The sequence below is a fragment of the Orbaceae bacterium lpD02 genome, from assembly GCA_036251875.1.
Lineage (GTDB): Bacteria > Pseudomonadota > Gammaproteobacteria > Enterobacterales > Orbaceae > Orbus > Orbus sturtevantii.
In genome coordinates, this window is the sequence record CP133960.1 from 196,993 (window position 1) to 212,634 (window position 15,642).

Annotated in this window: 15 protein-coding genes and 1 tRNA gene; 8 read left to right on the plus strand and 8 right to left on the minus strand. The window is 38.7% G+C overall.

Features of this window, described 5'->3' with window-relative positions; translation table 11 throughout:
* Positions 1 to 43 precede the first annotated feature (43 nt).
* A complete protein-coding gene (locus tag RHO12_00890; protein ID WVD66342.1) occupies positions 44 to 916 on the plus strand; it encodes a helix-turn-helix transcriptional regulator in 873 nt (290 codons plus the stop codon).
* An 82-nt stretch (positions 917 to 998) separates the two neighbouring features.
* The gene (gene aroA / locus RHO12_00895) at positions 999 to 2,288 is read left to right on the plus strand and encodes a 3-phosphoshikimate 1-carboxyvinyltransferase (protein WVD66343.1); all 1,290 of its coding nucleotides are present in this window, start codon (positions 999 to 1,001) and stop codon (positions 2,286 to 2,288) included.
* A 53-nt stretch (positions 2,289 to 2,341) separates the two neighbouring features.
* Here aroA and argE read toward each other — a convergent pair whose 3' ends face one another.
* The 4 genes from argE to RHO12_00915 all read right to left on the minus strand — a co-directional run bounded on the left by argE (position 2,342) and on the right by RHO12_00915 (position 8,042).
* Entirely contained in the window at positions 2,342 to 3,499 is a 1,158-nt protein-coding gene (gene argE / locus RHO12_00900; protein WVD66344.1) for an acetylornithine deacetylase, read from the minus strand.
* Positions 3,500 to 3,672: 173 nt separating this feature from the next.
* Complete coding sequence (locus RHO12_00905) at positions 3,673 to 4,971, minus strand: MFS transporter (protein ID WVD66345.1); 1,299 nt, start codon at positions 4,969 to 4,971, stop codon at positions 3,673 to 3,675.
* A gap of 113 nt (positions 4,972 to 5,084) precedes the next feature.
* Positions 5,085 to 6,554, minus strand: coding sequence for a xylulokinase (gene xylB / locus RHO12_00910; GenBank protein ID WVD66346.1), 1,470 nt, complete (start codon positions 6,552 to 6,554; stop codon positions 5,085 to 5,087).
* Positions 6,555 to 6,662: 108 nt separating this feature from the next.
* The gene (locus RHO12_00915; protein ID WVD66347.1) at positions 6,663 to 8,042 is read right to left on the minus strand and encodes a mannitol dehydrogenase family protein; all 1,380 of its coding nucleotides are present in this window, start codon (positions 8,040 to 8,042) and stop codon (positions 6,663 to 6,665) included.
* A 303-nt stretch (positions 8,043 to 8,345) separates the two neighbouring features.
* On the opposite strand from RHO12_00915, the gene RHO12_00920 reads away from it, so the two are divergent.
* On the plus strand, positions 8,346 to 9,308 hold the full coding sequence (locus RHO12_00920; GenBank protein ID WVD66348.1) for a sugar-binding transcriptional regulator: 963 nt from the start codon (positions 8,346 to 8,348) through the stop codon (positions 9,306 to 9,308).
* A 23-nt stretch (positions 9,309 to 9,331) separates the two neighbouring features.
* Here the strand turns inward: RHO12_00920 and RHO12_00925 are convergent, their stop codons facing one another.
* The 4 genes from RHO12_00925 to RHO12_00940 form a co-directional block, all read right to left on the minus strand.
* Positions 9,332 to 10,009, minus strand: coding sequence for a YafY family protein (locus tag RHO12_00925; protein WVD66349.1), 678 nt, complete (start codon positions 10,007 to 10,009; stop codon positions 9,332 to 9,334).
* Between the two features lies 1 nt (position 10,010).
* Complete coding sequence (locus tag RHO12_00930) at positions 10,011 to 10,178, minus strand: hypothetical protein (protein WVD66350.1); 168 nt, start codon at positions 10,176 to 10,178, stop codon at positions 10,011 to 10,013.
* A gap of 17 nt (positions 10,179 to 10,195) precedes the next feature.
* On the minus strand, positions 10,196 to 10,579 hold the full coding sequence (locus RHO12_00935) for a VOC family protein (GenBank protein WVD66351.1): 384 nt from the start codon (positions 10,577 to 10,579) through the stop codon (positions 10,196 to 10,198).
* Between the two features lie 170 nt (positions 10,580 to 10,749).
* Positions 10,750 to 11,115 carry a DUF4156 domain-containing protein gene (locus RHO12_00940; GenBank protein WVD66352.1) on the minus strand — a complete coding sequence of 122 codons (366 nt, stop codon included), beginning with the start codon at positions 11,113 to 11,115 and terminating at the stop codon, positions 10,750 to 10,752.
* A 228-nt stretch (positions 11,116 to 11,343) separates the two neighbouring features.
* Here RHO12_00940 and RHO12_00945 point away from each other — a divergent pair.
* The 5 genes from RHO12_00945 (at position 11,344) to RHO12_00965 (ending at position 15,538) form a co-directional block, all read left to right on the plus strand.
* Positions 11,344 to 11,420, plus strand: a tRNA-Ile gene (locus RHO12_00945).
* 259 nt (positions 11,421 to 11,679) lie between these two features.
* Positions 11,680 to 13,091 (plus strand): IS1182 family transposase gene (locus tag RHO12_00950; protein WVD66353.1). Its coding sequence is split into 2 segments (ribosomal slippage): positions 11,680 to 12,253 and positions 12,253 to 13,091, totalling 1,413 coding nucleotides; the frame shifts between segments, so codons are not numbered across the junction.
* A gap of 543 nt (positions 13,092 to 13,634) precedes the next feature.
* A complete protein-coding gene (locus RHO12_00955; protein WVD66354.1) occupies positions 13,635 to 13,868 on the plus strand; it encodes a hypothetical protein in 234 nt (77 codons plus the stop codon).
* A 15-nt stretch (positions 13,869 to 13,883) separates the two neighbouring features.
* The gene (locus RHO12_00960; GenBank protein WVD66355.1) at positions 13,884 to 14,105 is read left to right on the plus strand and encodes a hypothetical protein; all 222 of its coding nucleotides are present in this window, start codon (positions 13,884 to 13,886) and stop codon (positions 14,103 to 14,105) included.
* Positions 14,106 to 14,593: 488 nt separating this feature from the next.
* Positions 14,594 to 15,538 (plus strand): NAD(P)-dependent alcohol dehydrogenase, encoded by a 945-nt coding sequence (locus RHO12_00965; GenBank protein ID WVD66356.1) that lies wholly within the window; start codon positions 14,594 to 14,596, stop codon positions 15,536 to 15,538.
* Positions 15,539 to 15,642: the final 104 nt, after the last annotated feature.

The window sequence follows — 15,642 nt, forward strand, 5'->3', positions numbered from 1 at the left end:
TTGGTATGATAGAATTTTACCAGCTAACTAAATTGAGTGTGTTATGGATAATTCTACTATCGACTATTTTTCAATTGGCCAGCGCCTGCGGGCTTACCGAATCGCAGCTTCACTTAAAGCAGAAGATGTGGCTAAGAACCTAAAAATTTCACGTGCTGCGGTTTATCGCCTTGAAAAAGGTGAAATAATTAAGATTGAAACACTTGACCGTTTAGCATCATTATTGGATACCTCAGTAACTAGCTTGCTTGGTGTTGATACTGAATATTACTCTAGCGGGGATGGTTTTTTTGAACGAATGCGACAACTAGAAGAACAATCGACTCAAATTTATTCTCATTTTGACCCATTCTCTTTTTTACTGACTTCTAATAATTACTTACAGCACTTAGCGACAATGTTAGCTGAAGCTAATATGCCACAAAATGAAAAAAAAATAGCCACAACGCTAGCCATTCTTAAAGAGCGTAAAGGTAATTTTCACTCCTCCTTTCCTCAGTTTATGAATTTAATTGGTTTACAAAATGTTGAACGCTTTTTACATTTGGGGTTAGTCGGCAGCTTAAATATATCACCAAGCAAAAAAATGGAACGCTGCTTATTAGCACGCAAAGAAGTCGAGCATCTTATTGAACTATTAGAAGAAAAAGGTGATAGTTTAGAAATTGCGATTACACAAGAAAGCATTCCGTCTTTGACTTTTCAAATTTTTTATCAACAACAGCGACCTTTGGGGTTAGCAATTAGTCCTTTTCGGTTAGGTGAATTACCTAATGTCTGTTCAGGTATTGCTTCCGTCACCGCATCTAATGATGCCATTAAACGTTATCAAAACTTATTTGATAATTTGTGGAAAAATAGTGCCAAAAATAAACAAGCAATCAATTTATTGAAAAAAACGTTAGAGCGTTACTAAATATGACATGCAATTTATTGAGTTATCAAGGTATTCACTCTAAAATGCCTACCAAATTATCTTAACTATAAAGAGAATATTAATGTCTGATCTTGAAAATAAGTTAACTTTACAACCGATCAAATCGTTTTCAGGAACGATTAATCTACCAGGGTCAAAAAGCGTATCAAATCGTGCCTTATTATTGGCTGCCTTATCACAAGGGACAACGCGATTAACTAATCTATTAGATAGCGATGATGTGCGCTATATGCTTAATGCGTTATCTCAATTAGGCGTTAAATATCAGTTATCAGATGATAGAACTATATGCGATATCGAGGGGACTTGCGGTTCTCTTATTAGCCACAAACCATTAGAGCTTTATTTGGGTAATGCCGGTACAGCAATGCGACCTCTAGCTGCTGCTTTATGCCTTGGACAGCAAAATATTATTTTAACGGGCGAGCCACGAATGAAAGAACGACCAATTAAGCACTTGGTCGACGCGCTTCGCCAAGGCGGAGCAAAGATTGATTACCTTGAAAATGAAGGCTATCCACCATTACATCTTTACGGCGGTTTTGCTGGTGGCAAGATAGCGGTTGAAGGTTCGGTTTCAAGTCAATTTTTGACCGCGTTATTAATGGCCTCTCCACTTGCGCCGCAAGATACTGAAATCACCATAATCGGAGAGTTAGTATCAAAGCCTTATATTGATATTACACTTAAAATGATGGCAGTATTCGGTGCACAAGTACTTAATGAAAACTACCAAAAATTTACTATTAAAGGTGGGCAGTCTTATCTCTCACCTAAGCAATACTTGGTTGAAGGTGATGCATCATCGGCATCTTACTTTTTAGCTGCGGCAGCAATAAAAGGTGGTACAGTTCGAGTTACCGGTATTGGCAAAAATAGTTTGCAAGGCGACATACAATTTGCCCAAGTACTCGCAAAAATGGGCGCAAAGATCACGGTGGCTGATGACTATATTGAATGTACTCGCTGTAAACTCGACGGAATCGAAATGGATATGAATCATATACCTGACGCAGCAATGACTATTGCCACGACTGCGCTATTTGCAAAAGGACCCACAACTATTCGCAATATTTATAACTGGCGAGTAAAAGAAACTGACCGTTTAGCCGCTATGGCAGCCGAACTACGCAAAGTCGGCGCTGAGGTCGATGAGGGTCATGATTATATAACCATCATTCCACCGACCGAATTAACTCATGCTGAAATTGAAACCTACAATGATCACCGCATGGCGATGTGCTTTTCATTAGTTGCATTGTCAGATACTGCGGTGACCATTTTAGATCCTAAATGTACCGCAAAAACCTTTCCAACGTATTTTACTCAATTTGCTAAAATGAGCCAATAATAACAAAAAGGCAACAATGGGTTGCCTTATTATTGATTCAATAGTGAGTCAAATTATAAACAAAAACGTTTAATTAAACCTTCAATAGCTGCTTTAGTTGGTTTCAAATATTCCATTGATACAAATTCATCTGGCTGATGGGCTTGCTCAATTGATCCTGGACCTAACACAATTGTTGGCGCTATTTTATTTAAAAAGGGTGCTTCAGTACTATAATTTACGGTTTCTGCCGTGTGATTTAACAGTTTTTCAACCTCTTTTAAAGCTGGCTCATCCTTTTTACATTCGTAGCCACCGATTGGATCTACTTCATTTTCAACTTGAATGCGATTAGGATAACGCGCCATAACAGGCTTTAATGCGTTACATATAACTTCATATAAACTATTCGGATCGATTTCTGGCAAAACGCGGATATCTAATAATAGCTCACAACAGCCACAGATTCGATTCGCTGCATCACCGCCTTTAATCATGCCTAGGTTCATTGTTGGGTAAGGTACGGCAAAGCTATCATTATGGTATTGTTCTTTTAGCGTCTGTTTTAACACTAATAATTCGGCAATCACTAGGTGCATTATCTCGATAGCGTTTACACCTTTGTCGGGATCGCTTGAATGGCCGGATTTGCCGATCACTCGGATAACATTGGCGGTAAAGCCTTTATGAGCTCGAATCGGTATTAATGACGTTGGTTCACCAATGATAGTACAATCAGGTTGTAACTTCGTACTTTGTGCAAAGTAAGCCGCTCCAGCCATAGTAATTTCTTCATCGGCGGTAGCTAAAATATGCAATGGTTTAGTTAATGTTTTTAAATCAATATCACGCAGCGCATCTAAAATGAAAGCAAAAAAACCTTTCATATCAGCGGTGCCCAGTCCATACCATTTATTAGCAATTTCGGTTAGTTTGAAGGGATTTTTTGACCAGAGACCGTCATCAAAAGGGACCGTGTCAGTGTGGCCACTAAGTAATAAACCGCCTGTTGTGTGGTTACTATCATTGCTATAGCTGGCAAGTAAATTATACTTATTGCGGGTGTTAGGTACGGCAGCTAAGCTAATTTTAAAGCCTAAATCGGCAAACCAATTAGCTAATTTATCGATAAGTTCCTTATTTGGGCAGTCAAGTTTCTCGTTGCTAATACTACTAATTGTTGGAATAGCAATCAGTTCATTATAAATCTGTATAAAAGAGGGCCGTTTCATATAATATCAGTCCAAGCATTCATTTTTATATTGCTGATATGATACAACAGTTTTATTTAATTAATGAAACAGATTTATTGTTTATTGTTATAAGGGCGGTGAAAGAGGGATTTTTTTAAATAGAAAAAGGAAGAGAGAAATATCTTCCTTTTATGCTATGTAAATGCGCAATATTAATTGTAGATAGCAACCGTATCGGCATCCGCATCTTCTATTTCAGCGGTAGATTGTTGTTTATTGCGTGCTGGTTGTGGCACACGAATAATAAAGGTCAGGACAAAGGCGAAAATATATAAGCCAGTGTATGCCCAAACAACGTGAATAATATCACCAAAGCTTAAAATCACCGCGGCAATAGCGGGGGCAATAAAATTACTGAGCCCAGCCGATAAATTATAAATTGAGACCGCAGCACCTTGATGATGAGGCTCTAAAGCTGGGAATACCGCCGTCATTGGTACAAATGCCGCAACAAAAATACCTAAGCAAACAGCTGGGATCATGGCGATAAACATATTATGACCAAAATAGAGTGGTAAGTAGTAGAACATCAAACTAGATGCAGCCATACCAATGCAACCAAACCATCTCACTTGACGGATCCACCCAATATATTCACCCGTAATTCCCCACAGAATATTAGTAAAAATAGTGGTAAAGAAGAATACTCCCCAAATTTGTAACCATTCCGAAATAGTGAAGCCTAAACGATCAACAAATAATAACGGCATAATAATCGCGAAGCCGAACAGAGATAGCGTATTAATAATACGGATTAAACAAGCTAAAAAGATATTTTTATTGGTAAATAAAATCGTTGCCGCTCGACTAAGCTCTGACATTTTCTCTTTTAAAGGTAAATCAACTTTTGAGCGGTCAACTGGTACACTGCGTAAACTAAAATAAGCAATTAAACCACCTGCCGCTACCCAAACAACGGCTAACCAAAGCGTGCCTGATTCACCAATAAACGGAATGGAAAAGCTTGGTAAATAACTACCAATTACCCCAATACCGACAGAGTACATCGCCCAAAACCACCCCGTTGCGGCGGCGAGATGTGATCTCGGCAATACTTGTACGAGCATTAACATAAAAGAGTAAATAAATAACGGGTAGGCTAAACCGCGAATACCGTAAAACAGAAGCATGAAAGTATAATTTCGCATATCCAGCCCAAGTGCTAAAAACAATACATGCATCGCGATCCACAACAAAAAGCCAATGGTCATCGCTTTTTGCGGGGTAATCACCTCAGCAATAACCCCCGATCCCCACGCAGCTAATGCCGCTGCAAAACCATATATAGTAAAAACGGTTGCTGCTTGTGACGATGAAAAACCTAAGTCAGTAATATATTTTGACAAGAATGCCATTTCAAAGCCGTCGCCACTCATAAATATTGCGATAGCGATAAATCCCCAAAATAAGTGTTTAGGCAATCCAAGCCAATATTGTTGCTTATTATCCATGATGGTATCCTCTTCGATAATATAAATTAGCGTTAATCATTGATGATTAGGTTAGGTAATATTTAGAATTGCTAATCATCAATTTTGATTATTTCAGTACTGGTTATTTACTGCTATTTAGGTAATAGCTCCCTCACAATTTTTTGTTGTTGGTATAAAACTTTGAATGCATCAAATCGTGCTTTAAGTATTGGGTATTTTTGGCTATTTGGTTGATAGCGCGATTGTATTGGTGGTTTTTTGCATACATCATGTTCATTACCGCCATCTGCAAGCCAAGCTAACCTTGCCGCACCAAGCGCACCCGAAGAGCTTGCTGGATGAGTAACAATAGGCACTTGCAAAATATCTGCAATTAACTGTGCCCAGATAGGGCTTCTTGCGCCACCACCAGTTAAGCTACACTGTTTAATCTGTGTTTTTGACTCACTCAATACTTCCATTCCGTCAGCTAAGCCAAACGCGACCCCTTCAAGTACTGAATAGCCAAGAATCGCTCTGGATGTCTCATGCGTTAAACCAAAGAAAGAACCTGTTGCATCAGCATCATTGTGTGGGGTTCTTTCTCCCGATAAATAGGGTAAAAACACGGGGGCTCGTTTCATTTGTTCCTCAGTTAACTGAGCAATCTCATCCATTAAAATATTTTCAGTCGTGGATAAAACATTACATAACCACTTTAAGCAGCTAGCTGCGCTAAGCATAACGCTCATTTGATGCCAACGATTTGGCAATGCATGTGCAAAGGCGTGTACGCCACTTTTAGGATTGGCTTGTAATTTATCGTTAACAACAAAAATTACGCCGGATGTCCCTAAGGAAATAAATGCATCACCATTATTGACTGCGCCGACACCAACAGCTGAAGCCGCATTATCGCCGCCACCACCAGCAATAATCACATTATTATTTAATCCCCATAATGTGGCTAAATCATCACGGATGAGCCCACTGTTAGCTGAACCCTCAACGAGCGTTGGCATTTGATCTCGGGTGAGATGGGTGGCCTTAAGCAGTTCATCAGACCAATCTCGTTTCGCGACATCAAGCCATAACGTACCGGCTGAATCGGACATATCACCGACAAATTGTCCCGTTAATTGCCAACGTAAATAATCTTTTGGTAGCAGTACCTTATCAATCTTAGCAAAAATTTCAGGTTCATTTTTTTCGACCCAAACGAGTTTCGGGGCGGTAAAACCAGGCATAACTAAATTGGCGCTGATAGTCAAAAACTCTGGATGGTGTTGCATTAGCCATTGGCACTCTTCAGCACTTCGGGTGTCATTCCATAAAATACAGTCGCGTAATACTTGATGCTGTTTATCGAGTAACACCGCGCCATGCATCTGACCCGACAAACCAATGGCCTTAACTTGCCGCCATTGTTCAGGAAATTTTTGCCGAATAGCCGCAATAGTTTGATTCGTCGCATCCCACCAAGATTGTGGTGACTGTTCTGCCCAATTTTGATGTGGGCGCTTAACCGTTAAAGGAACATGACTAGATGCAATAATTTCACCCGTTTCGTCAATAAGTACCGTTTTTAATTCTGATGTACCAATGTCTATACCTAGATACATAAACAACCTCTTTTAAGCTATTATTTTTATAGTTTATCGGTGAATACAAACCGTAGCGGGTTGCATTCACCTTAGTACGTCAATGTTGCTCATTAATATGTGTAGCGACTACGCATTTGCAGCCATCCATTGATTCACTTTATCTACTGCTTTATGCATTAATTGATGGAAATCAGCTGAGCTCGCTAATGTACCAAACAAGGTTTCGCTACTTATAAATTGATCCAATGCATCGTTTGCCAGCATCATTTTTTTATGATTAACCTCGTCTAACACCCCATCTTGATAGGTGTAAGGCAATTTACCCTGCGCCCATTTTTGGAAATAAACAAAAAATAATGCTGGTAATATCGCTGTAGCTTCTGGTGTTATTTTCTTTTGATAGCTTTCAATTAATGTTGGCGTGATCATACCCGGAATTTTAGATAAGCCATCTGCCGCGACACGTTGATTGGTATCTTTAATATACGGATTACCAAAACGTTGTAACACCACGTCCCGATATTTACCGAGATCTAATGGACTAGGTGTTAAGCAAGGAATAACATTTTCAGTTACATAATCCCAGGTCATTTTGTGGATCGCTTTATTATGCGTACCTTCATCAATATAATTTAAACCAATCAGCGTACCCGCCCAAGCAATACAACTGTGGCTAGCATTCAAAATCCGAATTTTAGCTTCTTCCCAAGGTAAAACAGACTTAACCATTTCAACATCGACTTTTTCTAATGCAGGGCGACCATTAATAAAGTCATCTTCAATAACCCATTGAATAAATGACTCACCCATAACTGGTACTTGATCATCAATACCTGTAGCTGCTTTTACACGTTCTGCAATATCTGGCGTTGGGCGAGGAGTAATGCGATCGACCATTGTGTTGGGTGAGGTGGTATTTTTTTCGACCCATTGTTGCAAACTATGGTTACCTTTCTGCTTGAGGAAAGCCAGAAAGCCGGCTCTAAAGCGTTCGCCATTATGGCGTAAATTATCACAATTTAGCAGCGTGACGGGTTTGCCGTGCGCGGCAACGCGTGCGGTTAAAATTCTCTCTAATGCACCGTAAATTGTCGATGCGCTACCTTTTAAATCAGCTTGAATATCAGCCTGTGTAACATCTAATTGATGCTCTGGAGTGAGGTAATAGCCCGCTTCTGTCACAGTAAAGGCAATAACTTTGGTATTTTCGTCGCTACCTTGTTCTACAAGAGATGACAATTTTTCATCCCAAGGCAGTATTTTCTTGATTGAAGTGATGGTTTCATATTCTCGCTCACCTTCAGGAGAAACTGTTTCTAAAACATACTCACCGTGCTGTTTGGCTAATTGCGTTAATAATGCATTAGCGTCATTACGAATATTACCTAACGCAATAGACCAGCTATCATCACCTTGCTTAATCAATCGGTGTAAATACCAAGCTTGATGAGCGCGATGAAAAGAGCCAGAACCGATGTGCATCCAAACAGATTTTTGTTGTTTCATTATTTTCCCCTATCGAATGAGTATTTGTTTATGCTTCGAGCAAATGTTTCAGTGCAGAGTCTATCTAATATCGTCGGTAAATTCCGTGATTAAGATCGCATAATTAACATTTGCTCACTGATTAAACTTTTGCTCATTGAAAATTATTAGGTTAATATAGCGCCAAACAAAAATATCAATAACAACTTAATTACTAGATAGCCGATATATTGAAAAGCCGTTAAATTAGCCGATTTGAATTAAAGCAGATCGAATTGAATAAATACACCAGTTGGTAAACGCAGTTAATAGGATAAAAGCAGCATGAAGCGAACAGAAATGAGATGTGACATCAACAAGCAAAATCAAATCGCGCGAGTAGCATGGCTCTATTATGTTGCAGGTAAAACGCAGCTAGAGATTGGTCATATTTTAGGGCTATCACGTCAAATTGTGCAGCGTTTACTGTCGAGTGCTAAAGAGTGCGGCATTGTCAATGTTAAAATCATGCATCCGATTAGCGAATGTATGGAGCTTGCTGAAAAGCTACAAGCTAAGTTTAACTTGTCATTGTGTCGAGTTATCCCTTCTTTAGGATTAGAAAAAGAGGCGATTGATGAAATGATGGCGATTGAAGGTGCAAATGTGATGGGCAGTTATATTCAGCAAGATCAGCCGTTAACTATAGGGGTCGGCTCAGGAAAAACGCTAAGCAGCATTATTGATATTTTACCTTACTCTGACCATCCACAACATATATGTGTATCACTCATTGGGGCCATTGCCAGTGATGGCTCTGCCACGCGCTACGATGTGCCGCTTAAGTTGGCAGAGAAGATACAATGTAAATACTATATTTTACCCGCGCCTTTATATGCCGACTCGGTTCAAGATAAACAAGATTGGTCACAGCACAAAGCCTACCAAATTGTAAAAGATAAAGCGGAACATGCGCATGTTGTATTTGCTGGAATAGGTGAAATAGGGATTGGTTGCCCACTTAATACCGAAAAATTTTTGACTGATAACGATGTGACTAAACTAAGCCGATTAAATGCCGTGGCGGAGCTATTAGGTTGTTTTATTAATGACCAAGGTGAATATTTTTCCAATCCATTTGATGAAATGACAACCAGTATTCGTATCACTAAAGACATGTCAGCGACAATAATCGGCTTTGCCTCAGGGACAACTAAATATCAAGCTGTGCAAGCGGTATTAAAAGGCGGTATGCTTAATGGCTTAGTGACTGATGAGCAAACCGCAATACGGTTATTAGAAAACTAAAACAGCAAATTTATTAAAACTAACTAGTTAGGGATAACTAATGAAAAAAAACGTTCGAGCGTTTGGTGCGTTTCTGGGGTAAACAGTTGCTCGGTTATCTGATAGGTTGAAATTCGGTCTAAACGAAAATGGCGGAAGTCATTGCGTTTGTTGCACCAACTTACCATCGTCCACTTATCATGCCAAAAAAAGATCCCTAAAGGGCAAATCTCACGAGTTTGAGGATGGGGATCTTGGGGCTTCTGATAATCGATAATGACGATTCGCTTTTGGTAAATTGCTTGGTTTAACGTATCAATCATCGTGCCATAATTGACTTGCTGCGAATTTGGCGCATAAATTTTAATACTATCCATCTCTTTTTGCTGTTTTTTAGGTAACGTACTATACAGTTTAGATAGTGCTTTATCGGCGCCTTGTTTTACCTTACCACCAAGCGAAGATGTCATCTTGGCACCGATAACTAAACTGGTCAGTTCATCAATATCGAACATTAATGGTGGTAGATCGTAATCTGTATGCAATACATAACCGACACCGGCAGCACTATCAATCGGTACGCCAGAGCAGAGAAGATCTTGAATATCGCGATAAATTGTTCGTTCTGATACTTCTAATTTTTCAGCTAGCCAATTGGCCGTCGTCAAGCGCCGTGTACGCAAAAATTGAATTATCTGAAATAAGCGATCGGCTCTACGCATATTATTTAGTGATAAAATAATCGAGTGGATTGTTGGTTATTATGCGTGATAAACATAACAGGGTGTTATTAGGTATAACATAATTAACGGTTGCTAAAGCGTTATAATTTTTAGCAGAAGGGCTAAATAGCCCTTCTGCTATAACAATAACTAATTGTCTATTGTTCATTCAATTTATACCAACTGCTAAGGATTGATTGACCAAAGACCAATATAGTTGCCTTCACAATCTTTAAAACCAGCAATATAGCCGTTTTCACCAATATCCGTCAATGGAAAAACCATTTCGCCGCCAAGCTGCTCAATAATTTTTAGCTGCTTAGAGACTGACGATGTCTGTAAGTAAATGATAACGGTTCCAGCGCCAGCTTGATGATCACTATAATAGCGGCTATGGACAAGGCTACCGCCAGTATACCCTTCAATATAAGGGAAAATAGCGTGTTTCATCTCTTCATTTTCATGACGCTCAAAGCGGATCTTAAAAGCTGTTTCATAAAATTTTATTGCACGTTCGAAGTCTTGAGTAACAATTTCGAACCAAGCTAATGGACTCGTTATTGATTGCATTTTAGGCTCTCTTTTTTATTAATGGTTAATTAAGGCAAAAAGAGTATAAGTGAAGCCTACTGACAGCATTATGTCAGTAGTGATAATACAATAGGTTTAAAATAGCATTACCCAACAATAGATAAAAAAATAACGCTATCAAAGCGCTATTTTATCTTATTAAATCGACGTTAAGGGCATTTATACACTTCACCTTGCATAACTGCATCTGTTGGAGCAAGGTCCGAGATATATTTCGTGGTCGTATCTTGTGCATCATAAACGGTATTGCCCCCCATGGTTGCGGCATTATTTAGCAAGTCAACTGCTGCATCACGAATGAGTTCGCTATGGGTTTTATTACCTGAAAAAAATGAGCCTCTACGGCCTTCAACCTTACCAATATAGTGGCAGCTATCAGCGGGCTTCGTATCTACAAACTTTACCTGCTGACCGGCTGGCGTCAGTTGGTATTTTGATGAGCCACTACAACCATTAAGTAACAAAACAGCCGCGGAGGCTGCTGCAACAACTAAATATATTTTCTTTATTGCCATACCATGATTCCTTTTAATCAGCTAATATTATCGAGTTAATATAAATTATTGTAACAATTTAAGCGACTAAAAAAGGTTAAATTTTCTATTTTGCTGGCTAATATATTCATAATTTAGCGAAATAGTTGAAGTTTTGACCAATCTATTAATTATTTAATAATAAAATCTAGCAAAAATGAATTAAGTTTATTATAATCGCAAGCCTTATCGAAAGACATATCCGATATTGGCCCCTTAGCTCAGTTGGTCAGAGCAGTCGACTCATAATCGATTGGTCACTGGTTCAAGTCCAGTAGGGGCCACCATTTAATAAATAAAATCATTATTTTACAATACATTATCTGCTTATTTTTTATCTCTTCTGATTATTTTCACGCTTATACTCAGCGTCGATTATATTGTTAAAATATTAAACCTCAGCAAAATAATATACTCCACGCACTATCTATTTTTGTCTTAAAGCCCAATAAATTTTATTGGGCTCAGATTGTTGACAAAGAACTCGCTTTTTAGCGAGTTTTTTGATCTAATAGTGTGGTGTGTAACTATCAAAGGTATGTCCCGATGCTTAGAAAACCGACACCAGCAACCCCTGAAAAAATAGAACAAATATCGCTCGAAGCCCTTGTTCCTCAAAACCACCTTGTCCGTAAAATTGCTAAGATTATTGATTTCGAATTTATTCGTGATGCAGTGGCGTCCCTTTATTGTAAGGATAATGGACGCCCGGCAGAAGATCCCGTCAGATTATTCAAAATTATGTTATTAGGTTATCTTTTCGGCATTCCCAGTGAGCGGCGATTGGTGCAAGAAATACAGGTTAACTTAGCTTATCGTTGGTTTTTGGGGATGGGATTAACCGAAAAAGTGATTGACGCGTCAACCCTAAGCCAAAATCGTCGACGTCGATTTAATGATAGTGACATTTATCAACAGATTTTTGATAATATTGTCGAGCAAGCTATCGCGAAAGGCTTAATTAGCGGCCGTATCTTATATTCGGATAGCACGCATCTTAAAGCCAGTGCCAATAAGGGAAAAGCATGTAATGAAAAGCGTATTATTGAGCCGAGCCAATATATTAATGAGTTAAATAAAGCAATTGAGGAAGAGCGGGCTACACATGGAAAAAAGCCTTAGCGCCAAGGACGGAAACACGGTATAAAGCAATTAAAATCAGCACCACCGACCGAGAAAGCGGTTTTATGCATCGGGAAGGCAAACCTAAAGGGTTCTTTTATCTTGACCACCGAACGGTTGATGGTAAACATAATCTAATTACCGATACGCATGTTACGGCGGGAAATGTTCATGATTCTCAACCTTATCTTGCTCGGCTCAAACGGCAGGTCACTCGGTTTAACTTTGCGCCTGTTGGTGTGGGTCTTGATGCGGGGTATTTTACCGCCCCTATTTGCCATTTATTGTTAGCTGAGCAGATATATCCCGTAATCGGTTATCGCAGGCCGAATCACGGTGCGAATGCCATACGAAAACGGCAGTTTATTTATGATAGTCAACGCGATACCTATACCTGCCCCAATGGGCAATCACTGATTTATAAAACGACAAGTCGAGAAGGTTACCGTCATTATCATTCTAAAGCAGGTGTTTGCAAGCAGTGTCCGTTATTATCACAGTGTACACAAAGTAAAAATAGTCTGAAAATCATTACTCGCCATATCTGGGAAGCCGATAAAGAAAAAGCGAATGATATTCGTCTAAGTAAATGGGGTAAAAAAGTTTATGCGAGACGAAAAGAGACCGTCGAGCGAAGTTTTGCTGACGCCAAACAACATCATGGACATCGTTATGCGAGATTTAGAGGGCTTGCTAAGGTTCAAATGCAGTGTTTGTTAGCCGCAACAGCACAAAATATAAAGAAAATAGCGCTAAAGCTATTTTTATTGCTCTATTTTAGGTCACTTTTGAATGGATTTAATAAAATTTCAATTAAAAATCGTATTTATGGCTAAAATAAAAAAATAAACCCCGAATAATATCGAGGTTTGTCAACAATCTGAGCCCAATAAATTTTATTGGGCTTTTTTATGTTCAAATTTTACCCGTTTAACCGCGACTTTGTTTTTATTCAATAAATAAACGCTAACCTAACGTTTCTTTTTATATGTAGGCTATTGCATGGTTTGATGGAGCACTATGCGCAAAATAGTGTTGCTCTGTTCGCTTACTCGGTAGCGTTACTAAGTCATTGTCTAACTAAAATAAATAGTTGCTAATTGGAGCAAAATATCATAATTTTACTGTTTGCGTTTTGGCTTAAAATAAAATGTAATCGTAATGGAATAAAGCAATAATAAAAAATAGAATAAAGATAAAAGGAGTTACCCCTGGCCAGCGGTCTTGACGCTGCATTAGATTCACTCACTGGCACACTTAGCGCTCAGCGACATAATAAATATTCACCACTGACGCTTTCAGGGTTATCTTCTGCGCTCTCGGTGTTATCGGTACAAAGTAATAAAACACTCAACCCGCCGTGGCGTTACGATACTAGCATGGCTCCACATATCCCTATTGCTAATGTAGTTAATCAGTCTGTCCAGTTTACCTTTATTGCACCAACGCTTATTCCATATCTCACGCACACTAAGTCACTTGATAAACCAGCAATGCAACTGCCTAATGACTGGCAAATAAAGGGCGTTACCGATAAAGACAGCAAAACCAAAACCAAAACATTTAATACTGGTAGTGCAGACGTTATCCGGGTTCAATTAGTCGAAATATGATAATTAGGGACAAAAATGAACACTCAAACCATAACTAATAATAAATTTACAATTGCCAAAACCCAAAAAATCCCCTTTGGTGGCGATATTCCCGTCCATACCCAAGTGATCAAGCGTCCAGTGGAAGTGATACTAACCTTGGGTATCTTTTTTGATGGTACTAATAACAATGCCCATAATACCCAAATACGAAAAAATTATGAGCAGCAATCTGGGCAGTTAGAAACCATTATGTGACCAAAAGGGGAGGTCAAAGATGGTGCAAAAGTGGCGTTAATTAAAGTCCATGCCCCAATCTTAACCGTGAAGGGATGTGGCAACGATTAGTCCATGCAAATTAAAATAGCATAACATGTTAAAACGAGTTATCACTACTATTGTAGTTGGTTTATTACTTATCAGTTGTAGCCAGAATAATCATCAGGATAAGAGTAATAGCGTTAAAATGCCCTACAATTATTTATAGCGCGGTTAACGCGATTTACTAATCCCTAACTATTTTCAGTAATGGTCAAAAATGGTTGCACTAAAATGCTGGGCATAAAATGAATCAGGTTCGGGTGCAGCCTATAAAAACAATATGCAAAGAATATTTAATTTATAGCACTAAAAAATAGCCTGCAAATCGTTGGCGAGCCGCCAGTATGTAACGTATACTTTTATTAAAAAGACTTCGTGTATGGAATTATTTAGCCTCTATACAAAACAGAGCCAAGGATCACCAAATGAAAAAAATAATATTTAATAAATGTGGAAATGCTGAGGTCTTAACAATAGGAACGGTTCCGACAATTGATATTAACGGAAATAACCAAGCTATCATCAAAATATACTACTCTTCGCTGAATGCAATTGATTGGAAATATCGGCAAGGATATTTTCGGTTCTTTACCAAACTGCTCAAGAGTGATTTGGGCTATGATGTTATTGGCAAGGTTGTAAAGCTGTCGAGTAATGTAACAAAATTTCAAGTAGGGGATATCGTATTAGGATTATTACCTACTCTAGTGGGAGGGGCTCATAGTGAATATGCCAGATTAACCACAGACCAATTTATAAAAATATCTTCAGAAAATAACCTAAAGCAATTAGCAGGTCTACCGATGGCGGGTGTTACAGCTTGGATAGCCTTGTTTGAAAAGGCCAAGCTGCAGAAAGGACAGAAAATTTTAATCAATGGCGGGGGTAGTGGGGTGGGTCATTTGTCCATACAGTTAGCGAAAAGTTGCGGCGCTGAAGTAACAAGTGTTTCTAGCCAAAAAAATGAAGACTTCTGTAAGGAGATGGGCGCCGATTTTACAATTAACTATCAAAATCAGGATGTTCTTTCTCTCAATAAAAAATTCGATGTCATATTTGATATTGTATCCAACTTATCAATTAAACAGGTAAAACCGCTCTTAAATGAAAATGGCGTTTATGTTGCTACAAACATTTCACTCTCGCTGCTCAAAGGTATGCTATTTAATCCTAAAACCGTCAAATTTGTCTATGTTCATCCCCATACAAAAGCGCTTGTAAATCTGTACACGCTTACCAAACAAGGCAAGTTAAACGTTCATGTGGATAAAGTGTTCAAAATAGATGATATCATTGCCGCACATCAATATATGGAGCAATCAAGAACAGTCGGAAAAGTGATACTCCAAATTGCTGCTGATGATAATTAAACTGTAACGGTCTAATACTTAGCTATTACCTAAAATTATAATTATTGCGATGTTTGCATCTAGCTTAGGCAGTATAATCCAAACATTTCAAGCTCCAATTCATT